This window comes from Tolypothrix tenuis PCC 7101, assembly GCF_963874875.1.
In the GTDB taxonomy this organism is placed as follows: Bacteria; Cyanobacteriota; Cyanobacteriia; order Cyanobacteriales; family Nostocaceae; genus Aulosira; species Aulosira tenue.
This window is the reverse complement of the sequence record NZ_CAWNJS010000001.1, coordinates 720,651-746,485: the sequence shown is the minus strand read 5'-3', so window position 1 is coordinate 746,485 and position 25,835 is coordinate 720,651. Positions and strand designations below refer to the sequence as shown.

At 41.3% G+C, this 25,835-nt stretch carries 17 protein-coding genes; 6 read left to right on the top strand and 11 right to left on the bottom strand.

The window, feature by feature from the left end; translation table 11 throughout:
- Positions 1-1,195 precede the first annotated feature (1,195 nt).
- Together hetF and AACU25_RS03005 are read left to right on the top strand one after the other, a co-directional pair.
- Positions 1,196-3,688, top strand: a complete 2,493-nt coding sequence (gene hetF, locus AACU25_RS03010; protein ID WP_096573848.1) for a cell division protein HetF — start codon at positions 1,196-1,198, stop codon at positions 3,686-3,688.
- A 97-nt stretch (positions 3,689-3,785) separates the two neighbouring features.
- Complete coding sequence (locus AACU25_RS03005) at positions 3,786-4,757, top strand: glycerophosphodiester phosphodiesterase (RefSeq protein ID WP_199347464.1); 972 nt, start codon at positions 3,786-3,788, stop codon at positions 4,755-4,757.
- 68 nt (positions 4,758-4,825) lie between these two features.
- Here AACU25_RS03005 and AACU25_RS03000 read toward each other — a convergent pair whose 3' ends face one another.
- From AACU25_RS03000 to AACU25_RS02980, 5 genes are all read right to left on the bottom strand, one after another.
- Positions 4,826-6,367: a gamma-glutamyltransferase family protein gene (locus AACU25_RS03000; protein ID WP_321206844.1), complete on the bottom strand. Its 1,542-nt coding sequence runs from the start codon at positions 6,365-6,367 to the stop codon at positions 4,826-4,828.
- Between the two features lie 383 nt (positions 6,368-6,750).
- Positions 6,751-7,338, bottom strand: a complete 588-nt coding sequence (locus tag AACU25_RS02995) for a TetR/AcrR family transcriptional regulator (protein ID WP_096573845.1) — start codon at positions 7,336-7,338, stop codon at positions 6,751-6,753.
- Positions 7,339-7,347: 9 nt separating this feature from the next.
- Positions 7,348-8,097, bottom strand: coding sequence for an alpha/beta fold hydrolase (locus AACU25_RS02990; protein WP_096573844.1), 750 nt, complete (start codon positions 8,095-8,097; stop codon positions 7,348-7,350).
- A gap of 289 nt (positions 8,098-8,386) precedes the next feature.
- Positions 8,387-9,052 carry an HAD-IA family hydrolase gene (locus AACU25_RS02985; RefSeq protein WP_096573843.1) on the bottom strand — a complete coding sequence of 222 codons (666 nt, stop codon included), beginning with the start codon at positions 9,050-9,052 and terminating at the stop codon, positions 8,387-8,389.
- A gap of 82 nt (positions 9,053-9,134) precedes the next feature.
- Complete coding sequence (locus AACU25_RS02980) at positions 9,135-10,328, bottom strand: NAD(P)/FAD-dependent oxidoreductase (protein ID WP_096573842.1); 1,194 nt, start codon at positions 10,326-10,328, stop codon at positions 9,135-9,137.
- 186 nt (positions 10,329-10,514) lie between these two features.
- On the opposite strand from AACU25_RS02980, the gene AACU25_RS02975 reads away from it, so the two are divergent.
- Positions 10,515-12,215 (top strand): GAF domain-containing sensor histidine kinase, encoded by a 1,701-nt coding sequence (locus AACU25_RS02975; protein ID WP_096573841.1) that lies wholly within the window; start codon positions 10,515-10,517, stop codon positions 12,213-12,215.
- Positions 12,216-12,862: 647 nt separating this feature from the next.
- Positions 12,863-13,273 carry a response regulator gene (locus tag AACU25_RS02970; RefSeq protein WP_096573840.1) on the top strand — a complete coding sequence of 137 codons (411 nt, stop codon included), beginning with the start codon at positions 12,863-12,865 and terminating at the stop codon, positions 13,271-13,273.
- Between the two features lie 43 nt (positions 13,274-13,316).
- On the opposite strand, the gene AACU25_RS02965 is transcribed toward AACU25_RS02970, so the two are convergent.
- Complete coding sequence (locus tag AACU25_RS02965; protein WP_096573839.1) at positions 13,317-13,562, bottom strand: ChaB family protein; 246 nt, start codon at positions 13,560-13,562, stop codon at positions 13,317-13,319.
- Positions 13,563-13,954: 392 nt separating this feature from the next.
- Positions 13,955-15,544: a DUF655 domain-containing protein gene (locus AACU25_RS02960; protein ID WP_199347465.1), complete on the bottom strand. Its 1,590-nt coding sequence runs from the start codon at positions 15,542-15,544 to the stop codon at positions 13,955-13,957.
- Between the two features lie 184 nt (positions 15,545-15,728).
- Between AACU25_RS02960 and AACU25_RS02955 the strand changes: the two genes are divergently transcribed.
- Entirely contained in the window at positions 15,729-17,033 is a 1,305-nt protein-coding gene (locus tag AACU25_RS02955; protein WP_096573837.1) for an amino acid permease, read from the top strand.
- Positions 17,034-17,099: 66 nt separating this feature from the next.
- Here the strand turns inward: AACU25_RS02955 and AACU25_RS02950 are convergent, their stop codons facing one another.
- The gene (locus tag AACU25_RS02950; RefSeq protein WP_096573836.1) at positions 17,100-19,427 is read right to left on the bottom strand and encodes a hybrid sensor histidine kinase/response regulator; all 2,328 of its coding nucleotides are present in this window, start codon (positions 19,425-19,427) and stop codon (positions 17,100-17,102) included.
- A gap of 411 nt (positions 19,428-19,838) precedes the next feature.
- Entirely contained in the window at positions 19,839-21,158 is a 1,320-nt protein-coding gene (locus AACU25_RS02945; RefSeq protein ID WP_096573835.1) for a dihydroorotase, read from the bottom strand.
- A 243-nt stretch (positions 21,159-21,401) separates the two neighbouring features.
- Here AACU25_RS02945 and lepB point away from each other — a divergent pair, with 243 nt between their 5' ends.
- Entirely contained in the window at positions 21,402-22,043 is a 642-nt protein-coding gene (gene lepB / locus AACU25_RS02940; RefSeq protein WP_045869098.1) for a signal peptidase I, read from the top strand.
- 449 nt (positions 22,044-22,492) lie between these two features.
- Here the strand turns inward: lepB and AACU25_RS02935 are convergent, their stop codons facing one another.
- Positions 22,493-24,520 (bottom strand): bifunctional serine/threonine-protein kinase/formylglycine-generating enzyme family protein, encoded by a 2,028-nt coding sequence (locus AACU25_RS02935; protein ID WP_096573834.1) that lies wholly within the window; start codon positions 24,518-24,520, stop codon positions 22,493-22,495.
- Between the two features lie 413 nt (positions 24,521-24,933).
- Positions 24,934-25,656: a Uma2 family endonuclease gene (locus AACU25_RS02930; RefSeq protein WP_190445946.1), complete on the bottom strand. Its 723-nt coding sequence runs from the start codon at positions 25,654-25,656 to the stop codon at positions 24,934-24,936.
- Positions 25,657-25,835 lie beyond the last annotated feature (179 nt).

The window sequence follows — 25,835 nt, the reverse complement described above, 5'->3', positions numbered from 1 at the left end:
AAACACAAAAAACCCCCAGTGGTGGCAGCCAACTAGGGGAGTGGATTATCAGGGTGCATCTACCATTTAACTATTCTGAGTGTAACTACCCTCATCCGGATAAAATTCTCATACAAGTGTATTAATGTTAACCGCAAAAAAATCCCCTAGTGGGTACCAGCCAGCTAGGGGAGTTAGTTATCAGGGTGCATCTACCATTTAATTGTTCTAGAAGAAGTAAGTAAGCTCCGGATGAAATTGTCATAATAGTGACTATCTGTTTTCTCAAGAAAAAACCCCCAGTAAGTGTTAGCCTACCAGGGGAGTTAGTTATCAGGGTGCATCTACCATTTAATTGTTCTAGAAGAAATAAGTAAGCTCCGGATGAAATTGTCACAATAGTGATTATTCGTTTTCTCAAGAAAAAACCCCCAGTAAGTGTTAGCCTACCAGGGGAGTTAGTTATCAGGGTGCATCTACCATTTAATTGTTCTCTAGATAACAAGCATCATCCGGATAAAATTCACTATGTATTGGTTTTATTGTTCATTTGCCAAGCTGAAAAAAAACCCTGGTAAGCATTAGCCTACCAGGGGAGTTAGTTATCAGGGTGCATCTACCATTTAATTGTTCCCCAGAGAACCGTCAAGCTCCGGATAAATTTACTAAAATGTGTATTTTAGTTATGTGTCAAAACCAACCCAAAGGATACTAGGCAAAGAATCACAGGAAGGCGGTTTGATCTACCAGGTTCTCAAGCTAATAATGCTTGTGTCTGAGGATATTGTTATTTGCCAACATAAAAAAATCCCCTAATGGGCATTTGCCAATTAGGGGAGTCGAAGATCAAGGTGCATCTACCAATAAACTGTTCTACTCAGATGTCAACTAATCCGGATAAAGTTGTAAAAGCCGGATTTCCAATTAAAAAATACCTATTGCCTTGTAGGCACAAGAGCAGGGAGCAGGTGAGCCAGCAAAGTCTTCTGTACAAGAAACTGCACGTTGGTGTTAGCCTCTCGTAGAGTAGGAGTAGGAAGAAAAAGATTATCTGAGTAATTGGATAATTTATTTTCTATCAGTACCTAAAAAAGCAAAATAACGAGCATTCAGAAACATTCAGTGGCAAGATGCATCTAAGGTATCAGAAGAAGCGAAAAATCGACTTGAAACTTTCGCGTTTCAAACCTGATTTAGGAGGCGAAGAGGAGAAGTTGTGACCCAGGAATTTCATATTTCCGTAACCCCAGTAGGGCAAAATGACTACTTGGTACGGACGGAACAAGTCGCGCCTGGGGTGCCATTAGCAGAAGAACTGGTGACTTGGCCTGTAGCTGATTGGTTAGCTGCTGCTGGGCATTTGATGAACGATCCGTTGATGTCAGTGTTGCAAGGAGATGCGATCGCCTTTGGTGGACGTGAAAGCGACATTGCCAGAAACTCAGTCAATCTAGTAGCGTTGGGTCAGCAACTATATAATGCACTGTTTCAAGGTACCCTCAGAGATAGTTGGATTACAGCACAAGGTATCGCCCAAAATCACCAACAGGTGTTGCGTCTACGTTTAGGTTTGAAAGATACTAGGTTAGCGCGGCTACCTTGGGAAGTTATGCACGCAGGCGATCGCCCTCTCGCCACCGGGCCCTATGTCGCTTTTTCTCGCTACCAAAGTGGAATTCTGCCAGCATCTCGGTTGCCATCAAAAAATATACCGCAACCCTTAGAAGAAGGTGGTATCAAAGTATTAATGGTGATTGCCTCACCTACAGATCAAGTCCGTCTGGATTTGCTTAAACATGAGGCTATTAAACTGCAAGCCGAACTCCAACGCCACATACCACGTGCCGCAGAAAGCGGTAATTATCTACCAGATATTGAACTTAAAGTTTTAGATCAGCCAGGGCGGGAAGAATTGACGCAAGCCCTAGAACAAGGGCGATATCACGTTCTACACTACTCCGGCCATAGTAATCTTGGTGCCAATGGTGGCGAAATTTATCTAGTTAATAACAGAACTGGCTTAACAGAAACCTTAAGTGGGGACGATTTGGCAGGTTTGCTTGTCAATAATAATATCCAAATGGCGGTATTTAACTCCTGTTTGGGAGCATACAGCGCTAACAGCGATACTGGTGAGGACACTGGAGAACGTAACCTGACAGAAAGCTTAGTTAAGCGCGGTATTAGAAGCGTCTTAGCCATGTCAGAACGCATTCCTGATGAAGTGGCGCTGACGCTGACACAATTGTTTTACCGCAACCTTAATCAAGGATATCCTGTGGATTTGTGTGTGAGTCGAGTACGCCAAGGGCTAATATCTGCCTACGGTTCTCACCACATGTATTGGGCGTTACCAATTTTATATCTCCAACCGGAATTTGACGGTTTTCTTAGCCCAGAAATCCCTGATAGTGCAGAAGCACTCAATGAGTATAATCCCGCTTTCAGGGGAAATCCTGCAGCAATGTACTCTGATGTCGCTGACGAGACTGATATGTCTTTAATGGAGGACATGATCCCTTCGGGTTTAGCGCGTGACTCATCAGGGTTGGATTGGTTAGGAGAAGATACTTGGGGCGATTTGGTTGATGAAATCGAGTATGATGATGACCCCAGCTACGCAGAAGATTCCGCATTGGTTTCAGATTTGTTTCGCCAACTAGATAGCCAAAAAGGAATATCTGAGCAATCATCTTCCATGACGGCGGAACTTGTGCCTCAGTTAAACGACAATAGCCTGCGGGGAAGACAACTTTCTTCAGAATTGACTACACCTGATCAAGAAGCTAGCTTTTGGGAAGAAGAACCAGAACCTGCAAATGAAACTTCTACAAGTTTTGATGGTAATTGGAATCATAATTCCTATGGCAGCTCACAAACATATTCCTCAAAACGCCGCCAGCGTCGGCAGATTTGGCCGATTGTAGGTATTGTAGGAGCAAGTGCGATCGCAGTTGTTGTGGGTGTCAATTTGTGGCAAAACCATCAAGCGAAAAAATTACCTCCCATCCCACCAATCCCTATTCAGTCGATTACCGTCCAACCTCCTGTAGATTTAAAGACGGCTGCAACTGGAATTGTCACTGCTACCGCTACGGAAAAATTGAGTCAAGGCGACTTACAAGCAGGGCTAGAGGCTGTAGAAGAATTACTTAACCGTGGCGCGCTTCCACCCGCCCAAGCCGCGTTAAAACTTGTCCCGCCCAAGCAAGCTGATAATCCATCTGTCAACTTTTTTAAAGGAAGATTAGCTTGGCAATTTGTGCAGATAAAAGATAAAAAATATAGTATTGATGATGCCCGCCGTTATTGGGAAAGTGCTGTAAAAGCAGACCCAGAATCATTTTTATATAATAATGCTTTGGGATTTGCTTATTATGCAGAAGATAACTTAAATCGAGCTAATGACTCTTGGTTTAAAGCTCTAAATTTAGCACTTAAGCAACAAGCAACTACTAAAAATACTACATCTAAAGATGCTTTAACTTCTTATGCGGGATTAGCTTTAGGGCTTTATAAATCTGCATATAATCAACCATCTGAAAAACAGTATCAATATATGAATGAAGCGCTAAAATTGCGCCAAATGGTCATTAAGGACGATCCGATAGATTTCCAGGTAGATAAATTAAGCCAAAATTGGCTATGGACAGAAAAGGCTATTGCTGATTGGCGATCGCTACTGCAAGAAAAAGCTCAAAAACAATAAAATGGAACAGGAAAGAAGCATTTACAAATTCACTTTGGCTTTCACAAATGAAATAGGAATACTATAGAGTTAAGAAGATAATAATATAGCTATTATTTTGCGAAATACTAAACCAATTATCATCGCCCATAGAGGGGCTAGCGGCTATCGTCCCGAACATACATTAGCGGCTTATGAGTTAGCAATTGATTTAGGGGCTGACTATATTGAGCCTGATTTAGTTGCTACTAAAGACGGGATATTAATTGCGCGTCACGAAAATGAAATTTCGGAAACTACTGATGTTGCTAGCCACGCAGAATTTGCTGAACGCCAAACTACCAAAATTATTGATGGGGAAAGTAAGACAGGCTGGTTTACCGAAGACTTTACCCTAGCCGAACTGAAAACCCTACGGGCAAAAGAGCGAATTCCCGAAGTGCGATCGCAAAATACAAAATATGACGGTTTATTTGCAATTCCGACACTGCAAGAAATTATCGATTTAGCTAAAGCTAAAAGTGTTGCAGTTAATCGTACTATTGGTATTTATCCAGAAACCAAGCACCCAACCTATTTTCAATCGATTGATTTATCTCTAGAAGAACCGCTCTTAAACACTTTAGCAGCTAACGGTTATCAAGGAGCAAATGCACCTGTTTTTATTCAGTCTTTTGAAGTTAGCAACCTCAAATATTTATCAACAAAAACTGATTTGCCTCTGGTGCAATTAATTAATAATATTGGTAAACCTTATGATTTTATAGTTAGTGATGATGAGCGCACATATAGGGATTTAATTACAACCTCAGGTTTACAAGAAATTGCAGAATATGCACAGGCGATAGGAATTCATAAAAATCTACTTGTTCCTAGAGATAGCATAGGTAAATTACTACCACCTACATCCTTAGTTACCGATGCTCATGCAGCTTCTTTACTAGTTCATGTTTGGACTTTTCGCAATGAAGATGTATTTTTACCTCTAGATTTTCTAGGTAATCCAAAACAAGAATATGAGCTATTTTTTAGCTTAGGAATTGATGGCATTTTTAGCGATTTCCCGGATATAGCTATTTTAAATTTTTGATTACTCAATCTGTCAAAATCATTTTCAAAATGGGTATGAAAGTGCGATCGCTCTCAAATCATTCTCATTTACCAAGCGATAGCTAAACCATCAGCACGAGACTCAGAAGCAGCAATGAATACTTGATTATGCTTGTAAATAATTTGACCGCGCCCAAAGAAATTATCTGCATTTTGCAATACATCATGACCGCGTTTAGCTAGTCTATCAAATATTTCTGGTGATACAGTTTGCTCTAATAACACGGTAGCATTAGAGACAAATTGCCATCTAGGAGCATCTAAAGCAGCTTGGGGATTTAAGCCGTAGTCCGCTAAATTCACCACTACTTGCAAATGTCCTTGCGGTTGCATAGCTCCCCCCATTACGCCAAATGGCCCTATCGGCTGATTATCTTGAGTTAAAAAGCCAGGGATAATTGTATGGAAGGGGCGTTTACCTGGGGCAAAATGGTTAGGATGCTGGGAGTCAAGAATAAATCCATAGCCGCGATTTTGCAAAGCTATGCCAGTATCAGCAGGAAGAATACCACTACCAAAACCTGTGAAATTGGATTGAATAAAAGATACCATTAATTCGCCATCGGCGGCGGCGAGATAGACTGTTCCTCCTTTTGGTAATCCTGGTTGAGCTAGAGCGATCGCTTGTTCTGCGATCAAAGCACGGCGTTGGGCAGCATAATCTAAAGAAAGGAGATGCTCTGTGGGTAGTTTTAGAAAAGGCTTGTCGGCGATGTACTTATAAACATCAGCAAAAGCGAGTTTCATCGCCTCAATTTGCAAATGATAACTTTCTGCTGATTCTCGTTGATAACGAGACAATTCAAAGCCTGATAGGATATTTAAGGCAATTAAAGTGGCAATTCCTTGGGTATTGGGTGGAATTTCCCAAACTGTGAAATCACGATAGTTTGTAGAGATGGGTGCAACCCATTCAGCATGATGAGATGCTAAGTCATCTTTAGTTAAGTATCCACCAGTATCGGCGGCAAAGTCTGCGATACGTTGCGCTATATCACCACGATAAAAGCTTTCACCACCAGTCGCCGCAATTTCTCTGAGGGTTTGCGCGTGTGCGGGAGAATGCCAAATTTCGCCAGCGTTCGGCGCTCTATTATTAGGGAAAAAGACTTGTTTAAAAAAGTCGAATTCCTTACCTACAAGGGAAAGATAATTTTGTTCCAAGCGTTTCCAAGCCAGTGAAACCATTGGCGATACAGGAAACCCTTCTTCAGCGTAGCGAATTGCAGGGGCAAATAAATTCTCAAAAGGTAACTTTCCCCAACGTTCCCATAAAGTTCGCCATGCGGAAACAGCACCCGGTACGGTAACAGCACGCCAATCATATTTTGGTACAGCATTCAGCCCAGCGAACTGTTCTAAAGTCAATTTTCGTGGGCTTTTACCCGAGCCATTTAAACCGTGCAGTTTACCATCCCAAACTAAAGCAAAAGCATCAGAACCAATACCATTAGCTGTAGGCTCAACTACAGTAAGTGCGATCGCACTAGCTATAGCAGCATCAACAGCACTACCACCTGCCCATAACATTTCCATACCTGCTAGAGTCGCCAATGGTTGACTAGCTGCGATCGCGCCGCGACTACCCATAATCACGCGTCGGGTACTAGGGTAGGGATAGTTGGTAAGGTTTCCCAAACTCATTTTTTTGTGGAGAAGACTGAACAGAATTTTGCATTTCTGTGAGAGAAGATACAATATTTTTGCAAATGCTGTTGTGTTATTAAACACATATATGAATAGGATTTGATTTGTGAAATTATTGGTGTAGAGAGGGAATAGGGAAGAACTAATAAAAGTTTACTTAGATTGTTTCAAAAATCAAAAATATTTTTGTCTTAGGGCTGTCCAAGGTCAAAAGTTCAAGTAGGTCTTTGAGCCTGTAGTCTTGACTATTGATCATCTCAACGTGTAAAAGCTTAACGCTGTCTATATTTTCTATGTCTATACTTGTTTCATCTTACTGAGTATGATCACGGACTGCAAAACTCCTCGATTACTTGCGCCTTCACCTCATCCAAAGGAAAAGTATTGGGATAAGTAGAAAACATCAGCATGATGCCTTGTAAGGTTGAGGAAAAATAGATGGATCGCTTGCGTGGATTTGCTACCCCCAGCTTTGTGAACATTTCCGTCTGCACCTCAAACTGCTTTTCTTGCTCATCCATTAACCTCTGGCTGTATTTAGCTACGACTGGATCGAGTCTGGGTTGGGTAAACAGGTTGAGGTAAAAACGGAAAACTTCCGGTTTTCGGCGGACATCTTCTAAAGCACCTTCAGCAATGTGCCGGATTTGTTCAGCAGGTGTCGGTTTTGCAGCCGCGGCTTCCATGACAAACAATAAATCTTGCAGTCGCAGATCAACCAGTGCCGCAATCAAATCTTCTTTGCCTTTGAAATAATGATAAAGAAGTCCCTTGGATATCTTCGCCGTTTTCGCAACGTCGTCAATTGAGGTGGCGTGATAGCCTTTGCTGAAAAAAAGCTCCATCGCCGCTTTTAAGATTTGCTCCTTGGTAGCCTGACGGATACGTTCATTTTCTGCTGGGGTGCGGGGCATCTTTGATTATTACTCGCTCAAAAAATCGCTAATCAGGTTAGTTACCTCTGCTGGATGTGTCAGCGTCGGTAGATGATCCGCGCCTTCAATCTCTGCAAAGCGAATGTCAGGAACCTGTTTAAACAACTCTACTATGCGGAAGAGGTCTTCACTGTCTTTTGTGCCAATCATAAATAAGGTCTTGGTTTTGAGTTCGTGCAATCTGGCGATCGCAGGTGGTTGGGGCCAGACTTGCTCGGCGCTTTGCCACTCAAAGTAGCGCTCTATATTGTGCTTGAACATTTGATAGAGCAAATCGCGCTGGGGGCTGGCTACAGTGGTTTGGTAGATTGAGTGTTCCAAATTTAGCTTGACCATTTTCTCCACATCTGGAGCGGCGGCTCTAATTTCCTCAAACCACTGCTGCAGTTGGGGCGAGAATTCAAAGCCTGTTAATCCCGGAGCTACTAACACCAGTTTGGAGACTCTCTGAGGATAGGTTAAGGCGAAATCGGTGGCAATTTCACCACCTATGGAATGTCCTACGAGAGTTACTTGATAAATGCCGAGATGATCGAGGAGTTTTCTTAAATCTTCAACATAATTTGCGGGTTCCAATGGCGGTGGTGACTTTCCTGCACCGCGCCCATCAAAGGTGATTACCTGATATTTCTTCGCTAATTCTGGGGCGATAAATAGCCAATCACGTAAATCTGCACCACCACTATGAATGAGAGCGATCGCATCGCCCTTTCCTTGGATTTCGTAATGTAGATCCATTTGCAAATCCTCCTTGTAGCCGCCAATTGCAGCCCTATATGAGGTGATGGCATTTTTTTACTGAATGCGATCGCCACCACTATCTTCAATATATTTTATGACTGACTGTTAAGTCAATCATAAAATGACACAAAAATAGCCCTCCGTAAAATAGGAGGGTCAAGGACTTTCAAATAAAAAATATCCCATTACTTTTAAAGCTGGGGAAGTTAAGGCAGAAAAGGGGACAAGCAATGCAAAATTCAAAATTCAGAAATTTATTTGACTTTTGACTCTTGACTCAGAACTCCTAAATATTGAGCCCTGATTTTTGCTCACGATTGATCAAAATCCCTCTCAAGCCAGCAGATTTAGCAGCTTGATAGTCTTCTTCTGGGCTGTCGCCAATGTGCCATGCAGCCTCAGGTGGACACTTATGTTTTTCTAAGGCTATAGCAAAAATTTGCGGATCGGGTTTAGCGGCGCGTGCTTCAGTAGAAATGGTGATGGAGGTGAAAAAGTCCCTGAGTCCTAAACTTTGCAGAACTGAATAAATGCGGGAATCGAAATTAGACAACACACCTAATTCAATTCCCATCCGCCGCCAGTTAATCAAAGCTGGTAGCACATCAGGATAAACAAACCACGGTTCAGCAGTACCAAAGTGGATATAAAGTTCACTAAAAAAAGCCGAAAAGTCAGAGAATTGCTTGAGAACGCCTGCGCTTTCAAAAGTATTGAGGGCAATGATTCGCCACCAATCAAATTCGCGCTGGAGAATGTCTTGGTTGTCTGCATCAGGAAATATCGGCGGTGGTGCGGCTTTAAAGCTTTCGATAAATGTTTTATCTAATGTATCAGCGGAAACTTCCACATCAAATTCCTGGGCTAGCTTACTATAAACTTCGCCCACACTACCTTTGACCCCGATGAGTGTGCCTACAGCATCTAAAAAAATAACTTTCGGTCGTTCCATCAAACTGTTATGCTTTTGAGTCCTGGATTTGAGATTATGCCTGATCGAGCTTCAGTGCATAGTTATATTTACGCACTATTTGCTACTGAGAAAGCGTTTCTATAATAGGACGTACTAGCCAATTAAAACCAACTCTGAGTTGATGATCGAAAGTGGGCAACCGATAAAGATAAGCAAGACGACGTGCTAAATATGCCAATGGCCCTTCTAGCTTGATTCCCAAACCCGTTAAAGTAGCACTGTCTACTCCCAGCGCCAGCATTTCCCCTAACTTTTGATATTGGAAGGGAAGTAAAGGGCGATTTGTTAGGGAAGCCCAAATATTCCAAGCAGTATAATCAGCTTGTTGAAAAGCAGCTTGAGCTGTAGCAGGGACTTGCTGACCTTGAGCATCAACACAATCTACTAAATCTCCCAAAGCAAAAATTTCTGGATGATCTAGTACTTGCAGAGTTGCTGTAGCTGTAATTTGACCGCGTTGATTTTGCTTCAGAGGTAGGGATCTAACTACGGGAGTGACTCGCGTTCCGACAGTCCAAATCACCAAATCTACAGGAATTGTATCAACTTGATTTTTATATTCTAGGGAAATAGTATCTTGAGCAATAGACTCTACATTGGTTTCTAAATCAATAAATATACCTCGCGCTTCCAAAGCTTTTTTCGCAGCTTCGCGGTTAAAGTCTGGGGAAGTTCGTAAAATTTGGTCGCTGAGTTCTATTAGCCGGAAGCGTCCTCTTTCTCCTAGTCTGTCGGCTAACTTACAGGCTAACTCGACACCACTGTAACCTGCGCCCACAATTGCTACCCGAATTTTATCAGCATCAGATTCTTCTAAAACTCGTAAGCGCTCTTCTAAACGGTACACATCAGGGATAGTGCGGAAGGGGAAAGCATAGGATGTTGCACCAGAAACCAAATCTAGGGGTGTTTCTCCACCCAGCGCCAGCACTAATCTGTCGTAGCTGATTTCCGGCCCATCTTGTAAATGTACTCGTTGCTGGTCGATATCAATGCCAGACACCACAGCTTGATAAAAGCGTATACCTGTGCCTTGTAATAATTCTGCAAACGGTGGGGCGATTTCCCAAGTTTGGAGTTCGCCAGTCAGCAATTCGTAGAGTAGGGGAGAAAACAGGAAGCGATCGCTTTGATCTACCAGGACAATTTCGGGTTTTTGCGTAGACTCCCAAGGTAACTGGCTCAAGCGTAAGGCAGTATAGAGACCACCAAACCCGCCACCCAGGATCACAATTCTATTAGTTCGTTGAGTCATTTGTTCTTAGGGAATATCCATCCCAATTGGGCAACTAACATTCAGTGTAATGATTTATTTCCGCCTATTGCATGGGAACAATAAACTTAGGCCCACAAAGGCTGCTCAATTTACTAATATCACCTAGTAATGTTTCGAGCTGAGTTGAAAAACAGTAATACTGTGAAATGGTAGTGCCACACTTAGATGACTCCAATCAATTTTCGTAAGTTAGTCACCCAAAAAGAATTTCTGGCCATCCTCAATCACCTGGAAAGGGAGATGGGCACTACTATTTGTATTGAAGATATCAAGGGTACAGCATTAATAGGTATTAAAAATGATGCAAGCGTATCTAGATACCCAGTGCTATTGCTAGAAGAAGTAATTGGTTGGGTAGTTGGGGATCAAAAAGCAGCTAGTATTGCTACGCTCATTTCCTACCTAGCACAACAGCAATCCGAGAAAAAGTCATTAACTAAGGAATTGTTAGAAAAGTATCAAGAAATAGACTTATTTCAAGACCTTTCTACACAAGTTACCGCTAGCTTAGATGTGCAAGAAATTGCTCGACTGGTGATTGAGGAAGCGAGAACATGCATTCCTTCTAGCTGTGGTGCAATTTTATGGTTAGATGACAAAACTGGTTGGCTAAAAATTCTTTGGGAATATGGCGAACTTAGCTCATGGTCAGAACCCCTCAAACTAGGTCAAGGAATCATTGGTACAATTCTGCGATCGCCTAAAGGCGAAATAGTTAACAATGTGTTTGCAGATTCCAGATTTGTGGAGATGGAAGCTCAGGTTAGCTCTCTGATTTGCGTACCCTTACTGTCTAAAAAGCAGCTAACTGGGGCGATCGTTATGTGTAATCAGACTCCCACAACTTACTCTACTAAAGACTGGAAACTGCTGAGTATTTTGGCATTGCAAGCAGCAGGTGCAATTGAAAAAGCGCTGCTTTACGAGCAAAGTTGTAGTGCAGCACAAGTCGCCCAAGAACAAGCGCAACAACTCCAGCTGACTCTGTTTGAACTTCAACAAACACAGAGAAAGCTGATTCAAAGTGAGAAAATGTCGTCTCTAGGTAATTTGGTTGCAGAAGTTGCTCATGACATGAATAACCCCATTAACTATGTCAGCGGTAACCTCAGCCATATTCAAGAATCTACGCAAGAAATTTTAGATTTATTGCAACTTTATCAACATCACTATCCCAGACCAGTACCAGAAATTCAAACTGTTATTGAAAATCTCGATTTAGAGTTTCTCATCGAAGATTTGAGCAAAATGCTGTCCTCCATGATTGTAGGCGTGGGGCGAATGCGCCAACTAGCCTTAACTTTAAGAAACTTTTCCCGCTTAGATCAAGCTGAGATGAAGCCAGTTGACATTCATGAAGGAATCGAAAGTACCTTGCTGATCTTGCAAGGTAGATTCAAGCCCAGGGAAAAAAACTTAGGTATTCAGATTATTAAAGAATATGGTCATATACCCTTAGTTGAAGGCTACGCCAATCAGCTTAATCAGGTATTTATGAATTTAATTGCCAATGCGATCGATGCTTTAGAAGAGTCAATGATCAGTTGTCCATGGCCACCTATGGGGGCAAAAACACCTGAAAATTACCAAATTCGCATTGCTACTGAGATAGTTAACTCTAATTGCCTAAAAATTCAGATTAGTGATAATGGCCCAGGTATTCCAGAAGATATTCAAGAGCGATTATTTGAGCCTTTTTTTACTACTAAACCTATTGGCAAAGGCACTGGATTAGGTCTATCTATCAGCCATCAAATTATTGAAAAACATGGCGGATTGCTGCGTTGTATATCTCAAATAGGAATGGGAACTACTTTTATTATTGAAATTCCGGTTATGCACAATTATGATTTTTTTACTGATTAAGGTGAAAACCAGTCAATAATATATTTGTTGACTAAATTATTTATATAAACCCAAGAATAAATAAGTAATTTTCCCCGCCTTATTTATTAATGTAAATTTCCTGATAAGTTCAGCCTGTAAATAAAGCACTGGGTGAGAAAAAAGAGCCGTGAAAGCAAGATATTCTAGGTTTTTGAATTACATATTTTATATTCTCATAGCGTTTCCTAACCTAGTCAATTACAAATTTATCAGCGTTTATCCACTGCCATTCCTGCGGAATGCTACACGAACCGCGGTTAATTCTTTATAGTTGTACCTCACTAATATGGAAAATCACTATACATATAATCTCTTGTGCATCAGCCGATTAATAATTAGAGTTATTCTGCAATAGTTTTTAAGGGATTGCCACATATAGCAGGTTTCATAATTAATGTTTTAGTAGTAAATAAAAACTTTTAAACCTTAGAAATACTGACAGACATATTAAATACATAGATATACAATATTATTGGCACATCTGTAAGTAAATCCAAGATGCCAATCTGGCTAACAACTAATCAGAGGAGGATGATTAATCCAGAATATAGTAATTACGCAAGGATTAATCTAAATATTTATTAGTTATTTTCTTTAGAAGTTATTGAGGAAAAAATTTACTTTGTATGAACAATAAGCTACTAATTGTTGATGATGACGCTAGTATGCGTTTGCTAATGGAGGAAGTGCTAGAAAGCCTAGAAGATGAAGAAGTAGAATTATTGATGGCTAAAAATGGTGAAGAAGCATTAGCAATTATTCAAACAGAAAAGCCAAAACTTGTCTTTTTAGACATAATTATGCCAAAAATGGATGGGCTAGAAGTTTGTAATACTGTGAAGAAAAAACTAGCAATACCGGATATTTACATTGTGATGCTGACTGCCAATGGGCAGGAATTCGATAAACAACAAGGTATTGATGTAGGTGCAGATTTATATATAACTAAGCCTTTTCGCCCTAATATAGTACTAAATATTTCTAGAGAAGTACTGGGGTTACCCGTTGTTGTTGAATTGGCAAAAGACGGTTTGTAACAAAGACAAACCGCCTGGTATTTAAACTTTAAGAAAAAGGCAATTAATTGCCCCCAGTGGTGATAGCTTTATTATGTATCGGGGGATCTTCTGGTTTTCTCTGCCATTGACCACCGTTACCTTGTTGGTATTCATTCCTGACGCTATTCCAAGCAACTTCACGCGCTCCATTTTCACTCATACCGTCTTTTTGAGCCGCATTAAAAGCTGCAAAGAAAATCTGTTGAGCGTGTTCAGGAAGTTGCTCTCTGATATCCTGTGGTAATTCGTCTATCTTGTTATAAGACATAAACCTACTCCAGTTATCTCTACTTTAGGTTTATGTTAAAAACTGATAAATCAAATTTCCTCTCCTAGCAGAGATATACGAATACTATACTTTTGGCTGAGTCAGAAGATATTCAAATCAACTCTACAAGAAGTAGGATGCGTTAGTAACGCATCGTCTTCAGATTTTGATATCTTGATGTCACCTAAGCAGTTTATTGTAAGAGCAGGCAAGAGGCTCACAATAAATTGATATGCTTAGAGTTGTTCTCATATTGGTGAGATACCGCAATAAAAATTTAACCACCGTTCGCGTAGCGTTCCACAGGAATGAAAGATGATTAACACAGATACACGCCGATAAATTGGTATTTCACTCAGATGGAAAAGGCTATAATATTTCAATTTTTTTGGCTACCAAGTGATAGTATCTTGCCATTTATTTATCATTTTGGCACTAACACCCGGGACTTTTTCTAAATCATTCAAAGATGTAAACTTTTGCTGTTGACGAGCAATGATTATTCGCTGTGCTAATTTTTTACCAACACCAGGTAGAGTTTCTAATTCTTCTAGGCTAGCGGTATTGAGATTGATTTTAGGAGCTATTTGACTTGGACTGGATGTTGGAGATTTAATTTGCGGACATTGTTTAGCTTCGTTGGCAATTTTTTGTTGAATTGTCAGTGGTAAACCAAGTTTTACCTTTGTATAAAGACGAGCAAATTCACGTACATAATGGGCAGCAACTTTAGGATTTTCAATTACGAGTAGGGTTTCATCGTTGCCATTATTAGCGGCTTCTGACCAATTATGAGAACCTGTAATTACTGTATTACCATCAATGACAGCAAATTTGTGATGCAATAAATCGCCTTTTGGCAAAGTTGGTACACCAACAGTAGTAATGGGATTTTTCCAAGGGCGGTTATCTACTTCATATTTACATTCTTCAGCTAGTGCAAATCCCATCATATCTAAGCCTTCACTATAAGAACGATAGGCAAATTGTGGTTCAATTAAAGCGCGAATATTGACTTTGTTTTGATGACGATTTTCGAGGATATTAGCTAGTTGTTGATCTGAAAATACAAACAATGCCATATCCACATATTTGGTAGCTGATTCTAAAGTATTAGCTATTAAACCGTTTGTACTTTGACTCCAAGGTTGAGTGGGAGAAGTTGGCGAAAACTGTACAGTAATTTTACTTTCACCTAAAGTAATAGTTTTTGGCGATCGCACTGGTTTTTGCAAACCAAATCGGCTATCTGGCTTACCACCTGGGCCATCACCCCACATGGTGTTAAACTCTTCTGTAAATAAAGCTCCTAGTTCTGGACTCTCAATTTTTAAGAAGTTATTGGCATTGCCTAAACTACTAGGATTACTGTAGTCACCAAAAACATCGCTCAAAGTGAAATTAGCAGAAGTAACAATCACAATACTATTATCTACAATCACAAATTTGTGATGCATTAAACTGCTACCTGCTGTACCATCGGCTTTGTCATCTATTAAAGGAACTTTAGCATTTTGTACGATTACCAACGCATCTCTTTGGTTAATTTCTTCAGAACTGAGTTGATTATCTTGGTTAATATCGATAAATTTACGAACTTCGTTATAGCGTTCTTGTTCCCTTTTTTCTAACTGGCTAATTTCCTCGGGTGTGAAGCTACTCCAAGGACGACTATAGGTATTTTCTAAAATTATTCTGACTTTGACTCCAGCTTTTTGTTTATCTACTAATGCTTGAGCTACTTTGGGTAAACGTAATTCTTGAACGGCGACATCGACAGTAGATTTCGCTTGAGAAATTGTATCGACAATCTGCTGTTCTAAATTATCTCCCAGACGGATTTGCTGACGATAAGGTTCAGTAAATTCTGAGGACTCGGAATGGTTAAAGTAAACCTGCACTAATGGATCTTGGGGTAGTGGTGCGGGAAGTTTATTGAATGACTGAACTTTTTGACAACCAGCAAGAGCCAGAACAAGCAAGCAAATACAATAATTATAGGAACGAGAGAAACAAAACACAGGAATTTGGCTAGATATGCTTTAAAGGTGAATAGATAATATTATTCCCACAAATGAGTATGTCTCGTGCTTATAAAGACACTAACGAAAGCTTTTGCTAAGATTGGTTACATAATTTAACATTTTGTTTTTTATTTAGAAAAATATGCAGACTGTTCTCAAATCAAATCAAGAACAAGTCACTCGATTGTTTTCTAATTTGGAATTTGATGGCAATCAGTTAAGTCATCAACCAGGTAGCGTGTTGGGAAGTACGGCGCTGATTGCTGGAACTACGGTTGGTGCGGGTATTTTGGCATTACCTGCAGTGACTTTACCCTCTGGGGTTGTACCATCAACAGTCTTGCTGGTTGGTGTATGGTTATACACCTTAATCTCAGGATTATTAATTGCTGAAGCTACTGTTAATACTATGCGTGTTGCAGGCCGTCCCAGTGTAGGGATGCTGGCAATGGTTGAAAATACCCTTGGTGTTGTAGGTGGACGCATTGCTGGTGCTACCTACTTGTTGCTACACTATGCCCTATTGGTAGCATATACTACCCAAGGCGGCGAAATTTTAGGTTCTGCGATCGCCAATTTATTGGGCATACCCCACCAATTACCTGCATGGCTAGGCACCATTGTGTTCACCCTGATATTTGGCGGGATTATGTATCTGGGTCGAGAAAAGTTTGTAGAAAAACTCAATAGTGTATTTGTCGCCATTGTTTTATTATCTTTTCTCGGATTATTGCTGCTAGCTGGCGAACAGGTGAAAACCACGCAATTATTATTTCAAAATTGGAGTGCTTTAGGTAGCGCCGTTTCTGTGATGGCTGTAGCGCTGTTTTACCATAACGTTGTGCCAGTGGTGGTGACGCAGCTAGAAGGCGACACCCGCAAAATTCGGCAGTCTATTGTGATTGGTTCTCTGATTCCCTTAATCATGTTCTTGGCGTGGAATGCAGTAATTTTGGGCAGCGTCAATCCAGAGATTCTTCAGAAGACTGTCGATGGTAGAACTATATTTGACCCTTTGCAAATTCTGCGCTCTGGTAGTGCTGGAGAATGGTTAGGCGTGTTAGTTTCAATTTTTTCAGAATTTGCGATCGCCACATCATTCATTGGATTTGTCTATGGCTTGCTAGATTTCTTGCAAGAAATATTCTTTGTTACCCAAGTACAATTTTCTAGCCGTCTACCGCTTTATTCGGTGATTCTTTTACCTGCTATGAGTTTAGGGGCAATTAATCCCAAAATTTTCTTTATTGCTCTAGATTATGTCGGCACATTCAACATTACAGTTTTAGCGGGCATAATTCCCGCGCTGATGACTTGGAAGCAACGCCACAATTTAGAACATTCACATAAAATTCACCAACCACTTGTCCCTGGCGGGAAGGTGACACTAATAGCGATGATTGGGATTGCATTAGCCATTATTGGCAAGGAAATTTGGGCACTGTAAAGTGCTGAGTTGCAGAGACGCGATTAATCGCGTCTGTACAAGAGTGTTGAGTAAAAATGCTAGCTTCTAGTTCCTGGCTACTAAGCTGGCTACCACATCAGCCAAGTGTGTTGGCTCTAGGGGTTTAGGGATGTGCATTTGATAGCCGGAAGCGATCGCCTTCATTTTATCTTCTTCGCGGGCAAAGGCTGTCACTGCTATAGCTGGAATATGCACATCTACGTCACTTTCCCAATCTCGGACTTTGCGGATAAAATCGTAACCGTCTTCTAGCGGCATACCGATATCGCAAAGAATGACGGCGGGTTTCCAGTCAAATACTTTGTTGAGTGCTTGTGCTGCAGAGGCGCAAGTGCATACTTCTGCCCCCTGTTGCATGAGTATTGCGGAAACTAAATCGCGTGCGTCAGGATCGTCATCCACCACCAGCACCCGTACATTCTTAAGTTTGTCAGAGTTTTTGTAAGTGCCATTTGCAGATGTGATCGGTGGGGTGCTAATGCTTTCCTGACGCGCAATCACAGGAAGTTTCATAGTGAAAGTTGCCCCCTTCCCTTCTCCATCACTATCAGCTTGCACTGTTCCACCATGAAGCTCGACTAGATGACGGACAATAGCCAAACCTAGGCCTAAACCGCCATATTCCCTGGTTGTTGAGCCATCAGCTTGGCGGAAGCGCTCAAAGACGTATGGCAGGAATTCTGCTTTGATACCTACACCAGTGTCACGCACTCTCACCTCAACCAGTGAGTCAACTTGCTGAAGTTGCACTTCCACCCATCCACCTTGAGGTGTGAATTTAACCGCATTGGCGAGCAGATTCCATACTACCTGCTGAAGTCGATTTTGGTCTCCTAAAACAGGTTCAACATTGGTAAGTTGTACTTGTAAATCGATGTCTTTGACTTCCGCCGCGTGGCGCATCGAATCGATAGCACTAATAATTACGGTAGCTAAATTTAACGGCTGTGTTTCCAGGCGGAGTTTTCCCAGAATAATCCGCGATGTGTCGAGGAGGTCATTGACTAATTGTGCTTGAGCTTTGGCATTTCGCTCGATAGTAGCGATCGCATTCTGTGTTTTTTCTTGGTTGAGCTTCCCGCCACGTAGCAACTGAGCCCAGCCGAAGATGGCGTTGAGAGGAGTTCTTAGTTCATGAGAGACGGTAATTAAAAACTCATCTTTGAGACGGTTAGCTGCTTCGGCTTCAGCTCGCGCTGCTTCAACCTGCTTTAAATGTTCATCACGTTCACGCTCGCGTTGCGATAGCAGGTTAGCTGAAAATTCCAAGGCTTCGCCTAACAAGGCTACTTCCTCAATAGTTGAAGGACTTATACGTGTGTATTCACCTTTAGCAAGCGCTTCCGCTGCTGTTGCCGCTTCAGTGATGCCTTGTGAAATCCATTGTGAGAGAACGAGCGCACCTACACCACTTACCAAGAGCAAGGCCAAACCAGAGCCAACTACTAGCCACATTGCACGACGAGCCGGACTTTCAATCACATCAACTGCAACGACGACAGCGGTTGTCCAGTTAGAGAAATTAGCTCGTTTGAAAGCAACATACACCTGCGCGCCTTCCAAGGTAGTCTCGCGGTAAACACCCTCACTGGTTGCCGCGATCCGCTTGAGAAAAGACGGGGTACCTGGTTTACCCATAAAGCGCTCAGGGTGAAGAGTCCGAGCCACAACAATTCCATGACCATCAACAACAGTACGTGTCCACTCCCCATCAATACGTGGCTGGTTCTTGATAGTGTGAGTGAGCGATTCTGAGGAGATAATAGCAGTAAGCACATATTGTAGTTTGCCGTTCCGCACTACTGGAACGCGCACAGGAAATGCCCATTGCCGCTTGGCACGTGCAAAAGCCAAATAACCCACTGTTGGTTGCTGCGTTTCGACAACACGCTGCACACTTTCAGGCTCATTTGCCAAAGGGAGTAAGGTGCCAAAAGGACGAAAAGTATTTAAGACTTGGCGTTTGTCAGGTGTGAGCAAGATTACACTTAACCAAGTTGGTTGCGTTTGTACTGTGCGTTGTGCCTCCTTATAAAAGGCTTTTAAATCACCTTGGTCAAGTTTGTCAGATGCTGCCAGTGCTTGAAGTGTTCTAGTTGTGCTAGAAACCTCTCGCTCCAAGTCTTGAGTAAGATTCCGTGCTGCTATAACCAAACGGCGCTGTGAAGACGCACGCTCACTAAAAGAAAGTCTTTGAACAACAGCAACAGCAAAAAGGACAACTGGGAGCAAGGCCCCAGCCACAAGCAAAACAATGTGCCACTTTAGAGCTAGTGTGCGTCCACCGAAAGCATTTAAGCTGTAATTTTTACTTGTTTTACGCAACCTGGCTCGCAAAACTGACGGAAATTTAGTTTGATTTGTTCTTGTCACGCTCTTGTGCTGACAGCACACCAAGTGATTTATGTGTTGTCATCATTGGAATTATAACTATCTATAAATTTTGTCATAGTGACAATCATAAAATATTTTCTCTTAAAGCATTCTTTGCCGCTTAAGCATACATTTAAGCGGCAGTAAAAGTATATTAAAATCGGTATTCAGCACTTCACTCTATCGCTCTAGCTATTACTCTATTTGCGGCACTTTTATATCAAATAAGTTGCCGAAAATTTTGAACTATTTTGCGATAGTTTTAGTCAGCCATTTTAGCGAAGTAAATTATTAGCTAAATCAGCTTTTGAAGTCAAAAATACTGATATTTACCTTGAAAATCCCGTTAATTTACTTCAACAGAAATCTTATTTTCCCCTTGTCCCCAGTCCCCAGTCCCCAGTCCCCAACCTATACAAAAGTTAATGCTTGACCGCGAACTTCTGTATTTAACTTGCCTTTGTCGTAGACAATTTCACCACCAACAATAGTGGTAACAGCCCATCCAGTCAGATCCCAGCCCTCAAAAGGACTCCAAGCGCACTTAGTTAATAGTTCTTCGCGGCGGACTGGGCGGTAAGTATTTAAATCTACCAAGACTAAATCAGCATCATACCCAGGTGCGATGGCACCTTTGTTAGGAATACCATAAGCTTCAGCCACAGCTTTTGACATCCACTGCACTACTTGGCTAACGGTACATTTCCCTTCCATCGCTGCGGTTAACATCACAGCTAGGGAAGTTTCTACCCCAGGCATACCAGAGGGAGTGTTGGGATATTCCTGGGCTTTTTCTGCTAAGGTGTGGGGTGCGTGGTCTGTAGCGATAAAATCAATTACACCATCGCGTAAAGCTTGCCACAGAACTTCATTATCGTGGGGCGATCGCAAAGGTGGATTCATCTGTGCCAAGGTGCCAATCTTTGCATAGGCGCTGGTATTTAACACTAAATGCTGTGGTGTGACCTCTGCAGTTACCCAGCTAGGTTTTTCTTGACGCAGCAAATCGGCTTCTTCCGCAGTAGACATATGCAGAATATGCAGCCGCCGTTGGTATTTTTTGGAAAGTTTTAATGCCAGCTTCGTTGCCAATAATGCGGCTTCATTATCTTGAATTTGCGAGTGAATTGCTGGGTCGTGAATCCCTGCAAATTCTTGCCGCCGTTGGTTAATTCTAGCTTGGTCTTCAGCATGAACCGCAATTAAGCGATCGCCCTGAGCAAATATTGCCTCTAGGGCAGTTTCTTGGTCAACTAATAACTGACCATGCATTGACCCCATAAAAATTTTAATTCCTGGTGTCGGCTTGGCAGCTAGTAAATCTGGCAGATTCTCTGCCGTTGCCCCAATAAAAAAGCCATAATTAACTAAGCACTTAGTGGAGGCACGTTGTAACTTATCGTCTAAAGCTGCTTGATTAGTTGTGAGAGGACGTGTGTTCGGCATTTCTAAAAAGGAAGTTACTCCCCCTTTAGCGCAAGCACAACTAGCAGTAAACAAGTCTTCCTTGTGTTCCAGCCCTGGTTCACGGAAATGTACTTGCGGATCAATGACTCCTGGCAACAAAGTTAACCCAGCTGCGTCAATTTCTGTAGTGGGCGTGGGTGTATAGATTTCTGGTGCAACTTCGACAATTTGGCGATCGCGCGTCAGCACATCCCCAACCATCAATTCACCATTAGGTAGAATGATACGGGCGCGGCGAATCAGTAAACTTTTGGGAGATGACATGGAGTTAACAATATTAAGACAGAGGACTATACATAACAGAGAACTATCTTTTTAGGTTAAACTTGGTTGCACTCTTAAGAGTCAATTTTTGCTGCGGGTGAGAAAAAAGTTTATTTTTACCTATGTATGTAATTGTAAATATGGCAACATAACTAGAATATCAAAGTTCTCCTGTTAAGATTCAAAAATATAGTTCCCCTTGGCGAGTTAAGTAGCTGCATCTTTTTTAACTTCAGTAATTTCATGCAAAATCAAGTGTCTGATAAAAATTCTAGTCAACAACCCGATCATTCTTGGATTGCAGAGCTAGGTAGAACAGTAGTATTAAGTATAGTTCTAGCCCTAGGTATTCGTACTTTTGTTGCCGAAGCTCGCTGGATTCCATCTGGTTCAATGGAACCCACGCTGCATGGGACTCCAAATCAGTGGGAAGCAGACAAGATCATTGTGGATAAATTGAAGTACAAGTTTTCCGAGCCGCAGCGAGGGGACATTGTGGTCTTTTCGCCCACAGATGAGTTACAAAAAGAACAATATCACGATGCTTTTATTAAACGTGTAATTGGCTTGCCTGGTGAAAAAGTAGAACTGAAAAATGGCAAAGTCTTTATTAACAATAAACCCCTGCCAGAAGCAAATTATCTGAGTTCCCAACAACGCACAGTAATTGACGTTTGCACATCTGGACAGCAGCCACCATTTTTAGCGCAGCCTCAGACAATACCCCAAAACTCATACTTAGTGCTGGGTGATAACCGTAACAGTAGCTACGATAGCCGTTGCTGGGGTGTGGTTCCTCGCCAAAATATCATTGGTCGCGCTGTGCTGCGTTTTTGGCCTTTAAATCACGTTGGTGGTATTGATAAATCACCACTATATCCATAATTGCCTAGTACCCTTATTTCCAAATGTATGTAACCTTAGTGCTGGCAAATCTTTGCTCAAAGCCCAGTAATTAAGTTGTTAGCAGTACCAACCTAGTACCACGAGACAGAATTCAAAATTCCAAATCAACACAGCATCAGCTTTTTGTTGATTCAGAATGAATGATTTATTTCCGCTTTGTTGTACTAGGTTTATTGAGAATTTTGTCGCATATTACAGCCTATTTCAGGTAAATAAAATACCTCGTTAGCCGCACAATCAATAAAAGTTCTGATAAAACAAATCGATTGACGTTTACATCTTGTAGAGACGCGATTCATCGCGTCTTTTCAACCCCAAAATAATCACGAAAAATTCTTAACCAAACCGTATTAGGGGCATAATATTTTGTGCCCCTAAAATTTTAAATAGCTATCACAAACCCTTATTGCATCCGCCTGATTCTGCAACTAACCCAGCACAACGCGAAATCCAACATTGATGTATTTATTATCTCTGGCGTTACAATTGCGGACTGCTGAACGACAATTCCAGGGATTGATATTCCATGAACCACCACGCAGCAGACGAGTATGATTATCGCTCATCCATACACTGCCATCTGCTGGTGCTCCTTTATAATTTTTGTGCCAGCTATCTTGGCACCATTCCCATGTATTACCATGCATATCATATAAACCAAAGGGGTTGGCGGGAAATGTGCCCACATCAGTTGTTTGCCCACGATATTCGCCCTTTGGCCCAGCACCATAACAGTATTTACCGTTGTAATTAGCTAAATCAGTTGTAATAGTTTCACCAAAACAGAACGGTGTAGTCGTTCCTGCACGACAGGCATATTCCCATTCTGCCTCAGTTGGTAAGCGATAAGGTTTTCCTGTTTCTTGAGCAAGTCGGGCACAAAACTCCATCGCCTCATCCCAAGATACTTGCTCAACAGGTCGATTAGCCCCTTTAAAATGGGAAGCTTCAGGATTTAATTGAATATTTACCCTTTCCAGTGCAGCTACAGCTTTCCATTGGCTTTGGGTAACAGGATATTTTGCCATGAAAAAAGGTTGGATCGTCACTAAATGTTGTGGACTTTCAGAGTTATATCGTTCTGTTTCATCCCTGGGGGAACCCATCATAAATTGGCCTCCAGGAATGGCAACCATTTCTAAAACTAAGCCATTGTTTAAGTTTTCGATAAAAAGCTTAGATACTCCCCGAATGCGGTTAATTTCCCAATTTTTTGTAGTATCCAAAAATCCAGATTTGTAAGTTAAGGTAGCAAACTCAAACTCAAAAATCTCAGTTTGAATTTGCTCTTTTTTTGACTGTGACTTTTGGGGAAATACCTTTAGTTCTATTGCTGCAATATCTTCTTGCCGTAATCCTAAATACTGCTGATAGTCTTGTAAATCTTTTTGAGTAGTGGCGTTGAAGGGATATTGATGTTTAACTGCATCAATTAAAGCCTGTTCATACTCTTGTAATTTTTGCTGATATTCGCGATAGGGTTGGAGAACTTGTTCATGAATTTCTTCAGCTTCTTCCTCTGATAAACCCAAATCAATTTGCTTAGATTCTAATATTTTTAAAGCAAAAATCGAAAATGTTCCTTGACCTTGTTGCGCGCGACTTCTAGCTTCTTGAAAATATATTTGCTTGGCAGAAGGATTAAGCAGAATTGTTGGTGGTAACCTTAAGGCTTCCAAAGCTTCTGATGCTTGGCTATAACGCAAACTGAAGTGACGGCGCACCATTTGAGTTAACACCTCAGTCAAATGGTCATTCACCTGTACTTTATTTCGCCAGATAATTTCACCTGTTAAAGGGTCTTCTTGCAATTGTGAAGGTACAATGCCAGTTAAAGCTTGAATTACCGTCATCCCCACAGCATAGACATCGCTACCTAAGCAAGGTCTACCATTTTTTTGCTCCGACGGCATATACCCGGAAGTACCGATGACCACGCTGGTATATACTTCCCCTAGGGAATTCACCATCAAAGAACCAAGTTCTTTCACCGCCCCAAAATCAATGAGAAAAATCTGACCATCCCGATGTCGCCGCATCAAATTTTGGGGTTTAATATCGCGGTGAACCACTCCTTTACTATGTATAAAAGACAAAACTTCTAAAATATCGTGCAACAATTTAGTTGCATAATCTTCACTTAGTGGCTTCCCAGGAATTATTTCTTGGCTTAAGTCCTGTCCCTCAATGAATTCCTGAACTATGTAAAGATTTTCTCTTTCACTAAAATGTGCTAGTAATCTGGGTATTTGGGGATGTTGGCCCAGTTTTTCGAGAATAGCCGCTTCTTTTTCAAAAAATTCTACAACACGAGGATGGGTTTGGTTAGGGCGCAGTTGCTTAACTACACACAAAGGTCTGCTAGGTTGCAAATTATCCCTAGCCAGAAATGTTACAGCGAAACCACCGCCGCCTAATTGCCGAATGATTTCGTAGCGTCCAGCCAGTGTGTTCAAGATGACTGCTAACCCCCAGAAACCTCATGAATTTTAGTGTAATTGTTAATGATTGAATAGGACAAGTCAACTTAAATTAATGGTAAGTACAATCTACTGCTATATAAGCACAGAGATAAAATTGTACCTATAGCTCAGACACACTGACTTTTGCTTTTCAATTATGGTTCCGCAGTATTCAGGATTTGAGACTTAGCTGTAACGTGTCATCTATGCAGCGGTGCGTTAGGCACTAGGATAGTTATTTCGTGACAAATAATATTGATTGTACTTGATAAATAATCTTTGATTTATCTATTCTGAGAAATCGGTTTTTTACCTTTAGCTAGCAGTAAGCATAATAGACCGAAATATATAAATGTTATAAGCAAAAAAGGAAAAGGTTTTTATCAATTATCCCTTCCCCTTTTTTGTTAAGCTAAAGTTTCTGGTTCCACACCTAAAGCTCTTAATCTGTCTTCTAGTATTCGCGCTCTTTGTTCTGCTGCCAAGCGCCTTTGTCCTTCAACATTTGCTCTTTCTTCTGCCTCTTCGATGCATTCTTCTAATGTGAGCAACCTTTGCCCTTCTTCGTCATACCAATACAACCATTCCCGCACAATTCCTTGATAAATTCCTCGATGTCTTCCAATTCCTAAACCAATTTCTGGTAACCAAACAGGACTTCCTGACATGAGTACATATTCGCCATCTACGAGGCGATAAACTTCTAAAGGTGATTTTTTTCGCCGCAGAGGATTATAGATAACGTAGTATAAAATCCCCAATTTTTTAGCATAAAGCTCTTTTTTAGTACTATATTCTCCCCGATGTATTTGCGAAACAACTTCTAATGCCAAAATTGGCAACTCTTTTTCTTCCCATAGCACATAACTCAAGCGTAAGTATTCATCAACGAAGCGCTTCACCCCTAAGCTTAGAAATCCATCAGGGACAAGGGCTGGCTGGTTTGGGTCATAATAAATACCCATATTCACACCAAAAAACCAATTCCAACGTTCTGACCAAATCATAGCCAGGGTACTTTCAAGCAAGGCAGGGATGAGATGCTGTAATTGATTATCCACAGGCGTATCGTCAGAGTTGAGTAATTCTTCGGAAGATGGCAAACAATGCAACGGGTTGTAGTGTAACATGAGCGGTATGCTAAATACTGACTCTAGATAGATTGTAAGAAAAGAATGCAGTGATATTTGTAAATATTCCGTCGTCTTATTGCTGAGAATATCAGCAATATTCAGGTTTTAGCTAAAATCATGATAGATATAAGAATCCGATTTGATTATTGAAAAAATCTAAGTATGTGTAGGGTGCG

What these genes read in the sequence shown, in the direction of transcription:
- AACU25_RS03000 (WP_321206844.1), bottom strand. Translation starts at nt 6,367, where the DNA reads ATGGGTAGTCGCGGCGCGATCGCAGCTAGTCAACCATTGGCGACTCTA.
- AACU25_RS02975 (WP_096573841.1), top strand. Translation starts at nt 10,515, where the DNA reads ATGACTCCAATCAATTTTCGTAAGTTAGTCACCCAAAAAGAATTTCTG.
- AACU25_RS02995 (WP_096573845.1), bottom strand. Translation starts at nt 7,338, where the DNA reads ATGCCCCGCACCCCAGCAGAAAATGAACGTATCCGTCAGGCTACCAAG.
- AACU25_RS02980 (WP_096573842.1), bottom strand. Translation starts at nt 10,328, where the DNA reads ATGACTCAACGAACTAATAGAATTGTGATCCTGGGTGGCGGGTTTGGT.
- AACU25_RS02990 (WP_096573844.1), bottom strand. Translation starts at nt 8,097, where the DNA reads ATGGATCTACATTACGAAATCCAAGGAAAGGGCGATGCGATCGCTCTC.
- AACU25_RS02955 (WP_096573837.1), top strand. Translation starts at nt 15,729, where the DNA reads ATGCAGACTGTTCTCAAATCAAATCAAGAACAAGTCACTCGATTGTTT.
- AACU25_RS02945 (WP_096573835.1), bottom strand. Translation starts at nt 21,158, where the DNA reads ATGTCATCTCCCAAAAGTTTACTGATTCGCCGCGCCCGTATCATTCTA.
- AACU25_RS02970 (WP_096573840.1), top strand. Translation starts at nt 12,863, where the DNA reads ATGAACAATAAGCTACTAATTGTTGATGATGACGCTAGTATGCGTTTG.
- AACU25_RS02985 (WP_096573843.1), bottom strand. Translation starts at nt 9,052, where the DNA reads ATGGAACGACCGAAAGTTATTTTTTTAGATGCTGTAGGCACACTCATC.
- AACU25_RS02930 (WP_190445946.1), bottom strand. Translation starts at nt 25,656, where the DNA reads ATGTTACACTACAACCCGTTGCATTGTTTGCCATCTTCCGAAGAATTA.
- lepB (WP_045869098.1), top strand. Translation starts at nt 21,402, where the DNA reads ATGCAAAATCAAGTGTCTGATAAAAATTCTAGTCAACAACCCGATCAT.
- AACU25_RS02965 (WP_096573839.1), bottom strand. Translation starts at nt 13,562, where the DNA reads ATGTCTTATAACAAGATAGACGAATTACCACAGGATATCAGAGAGCAA.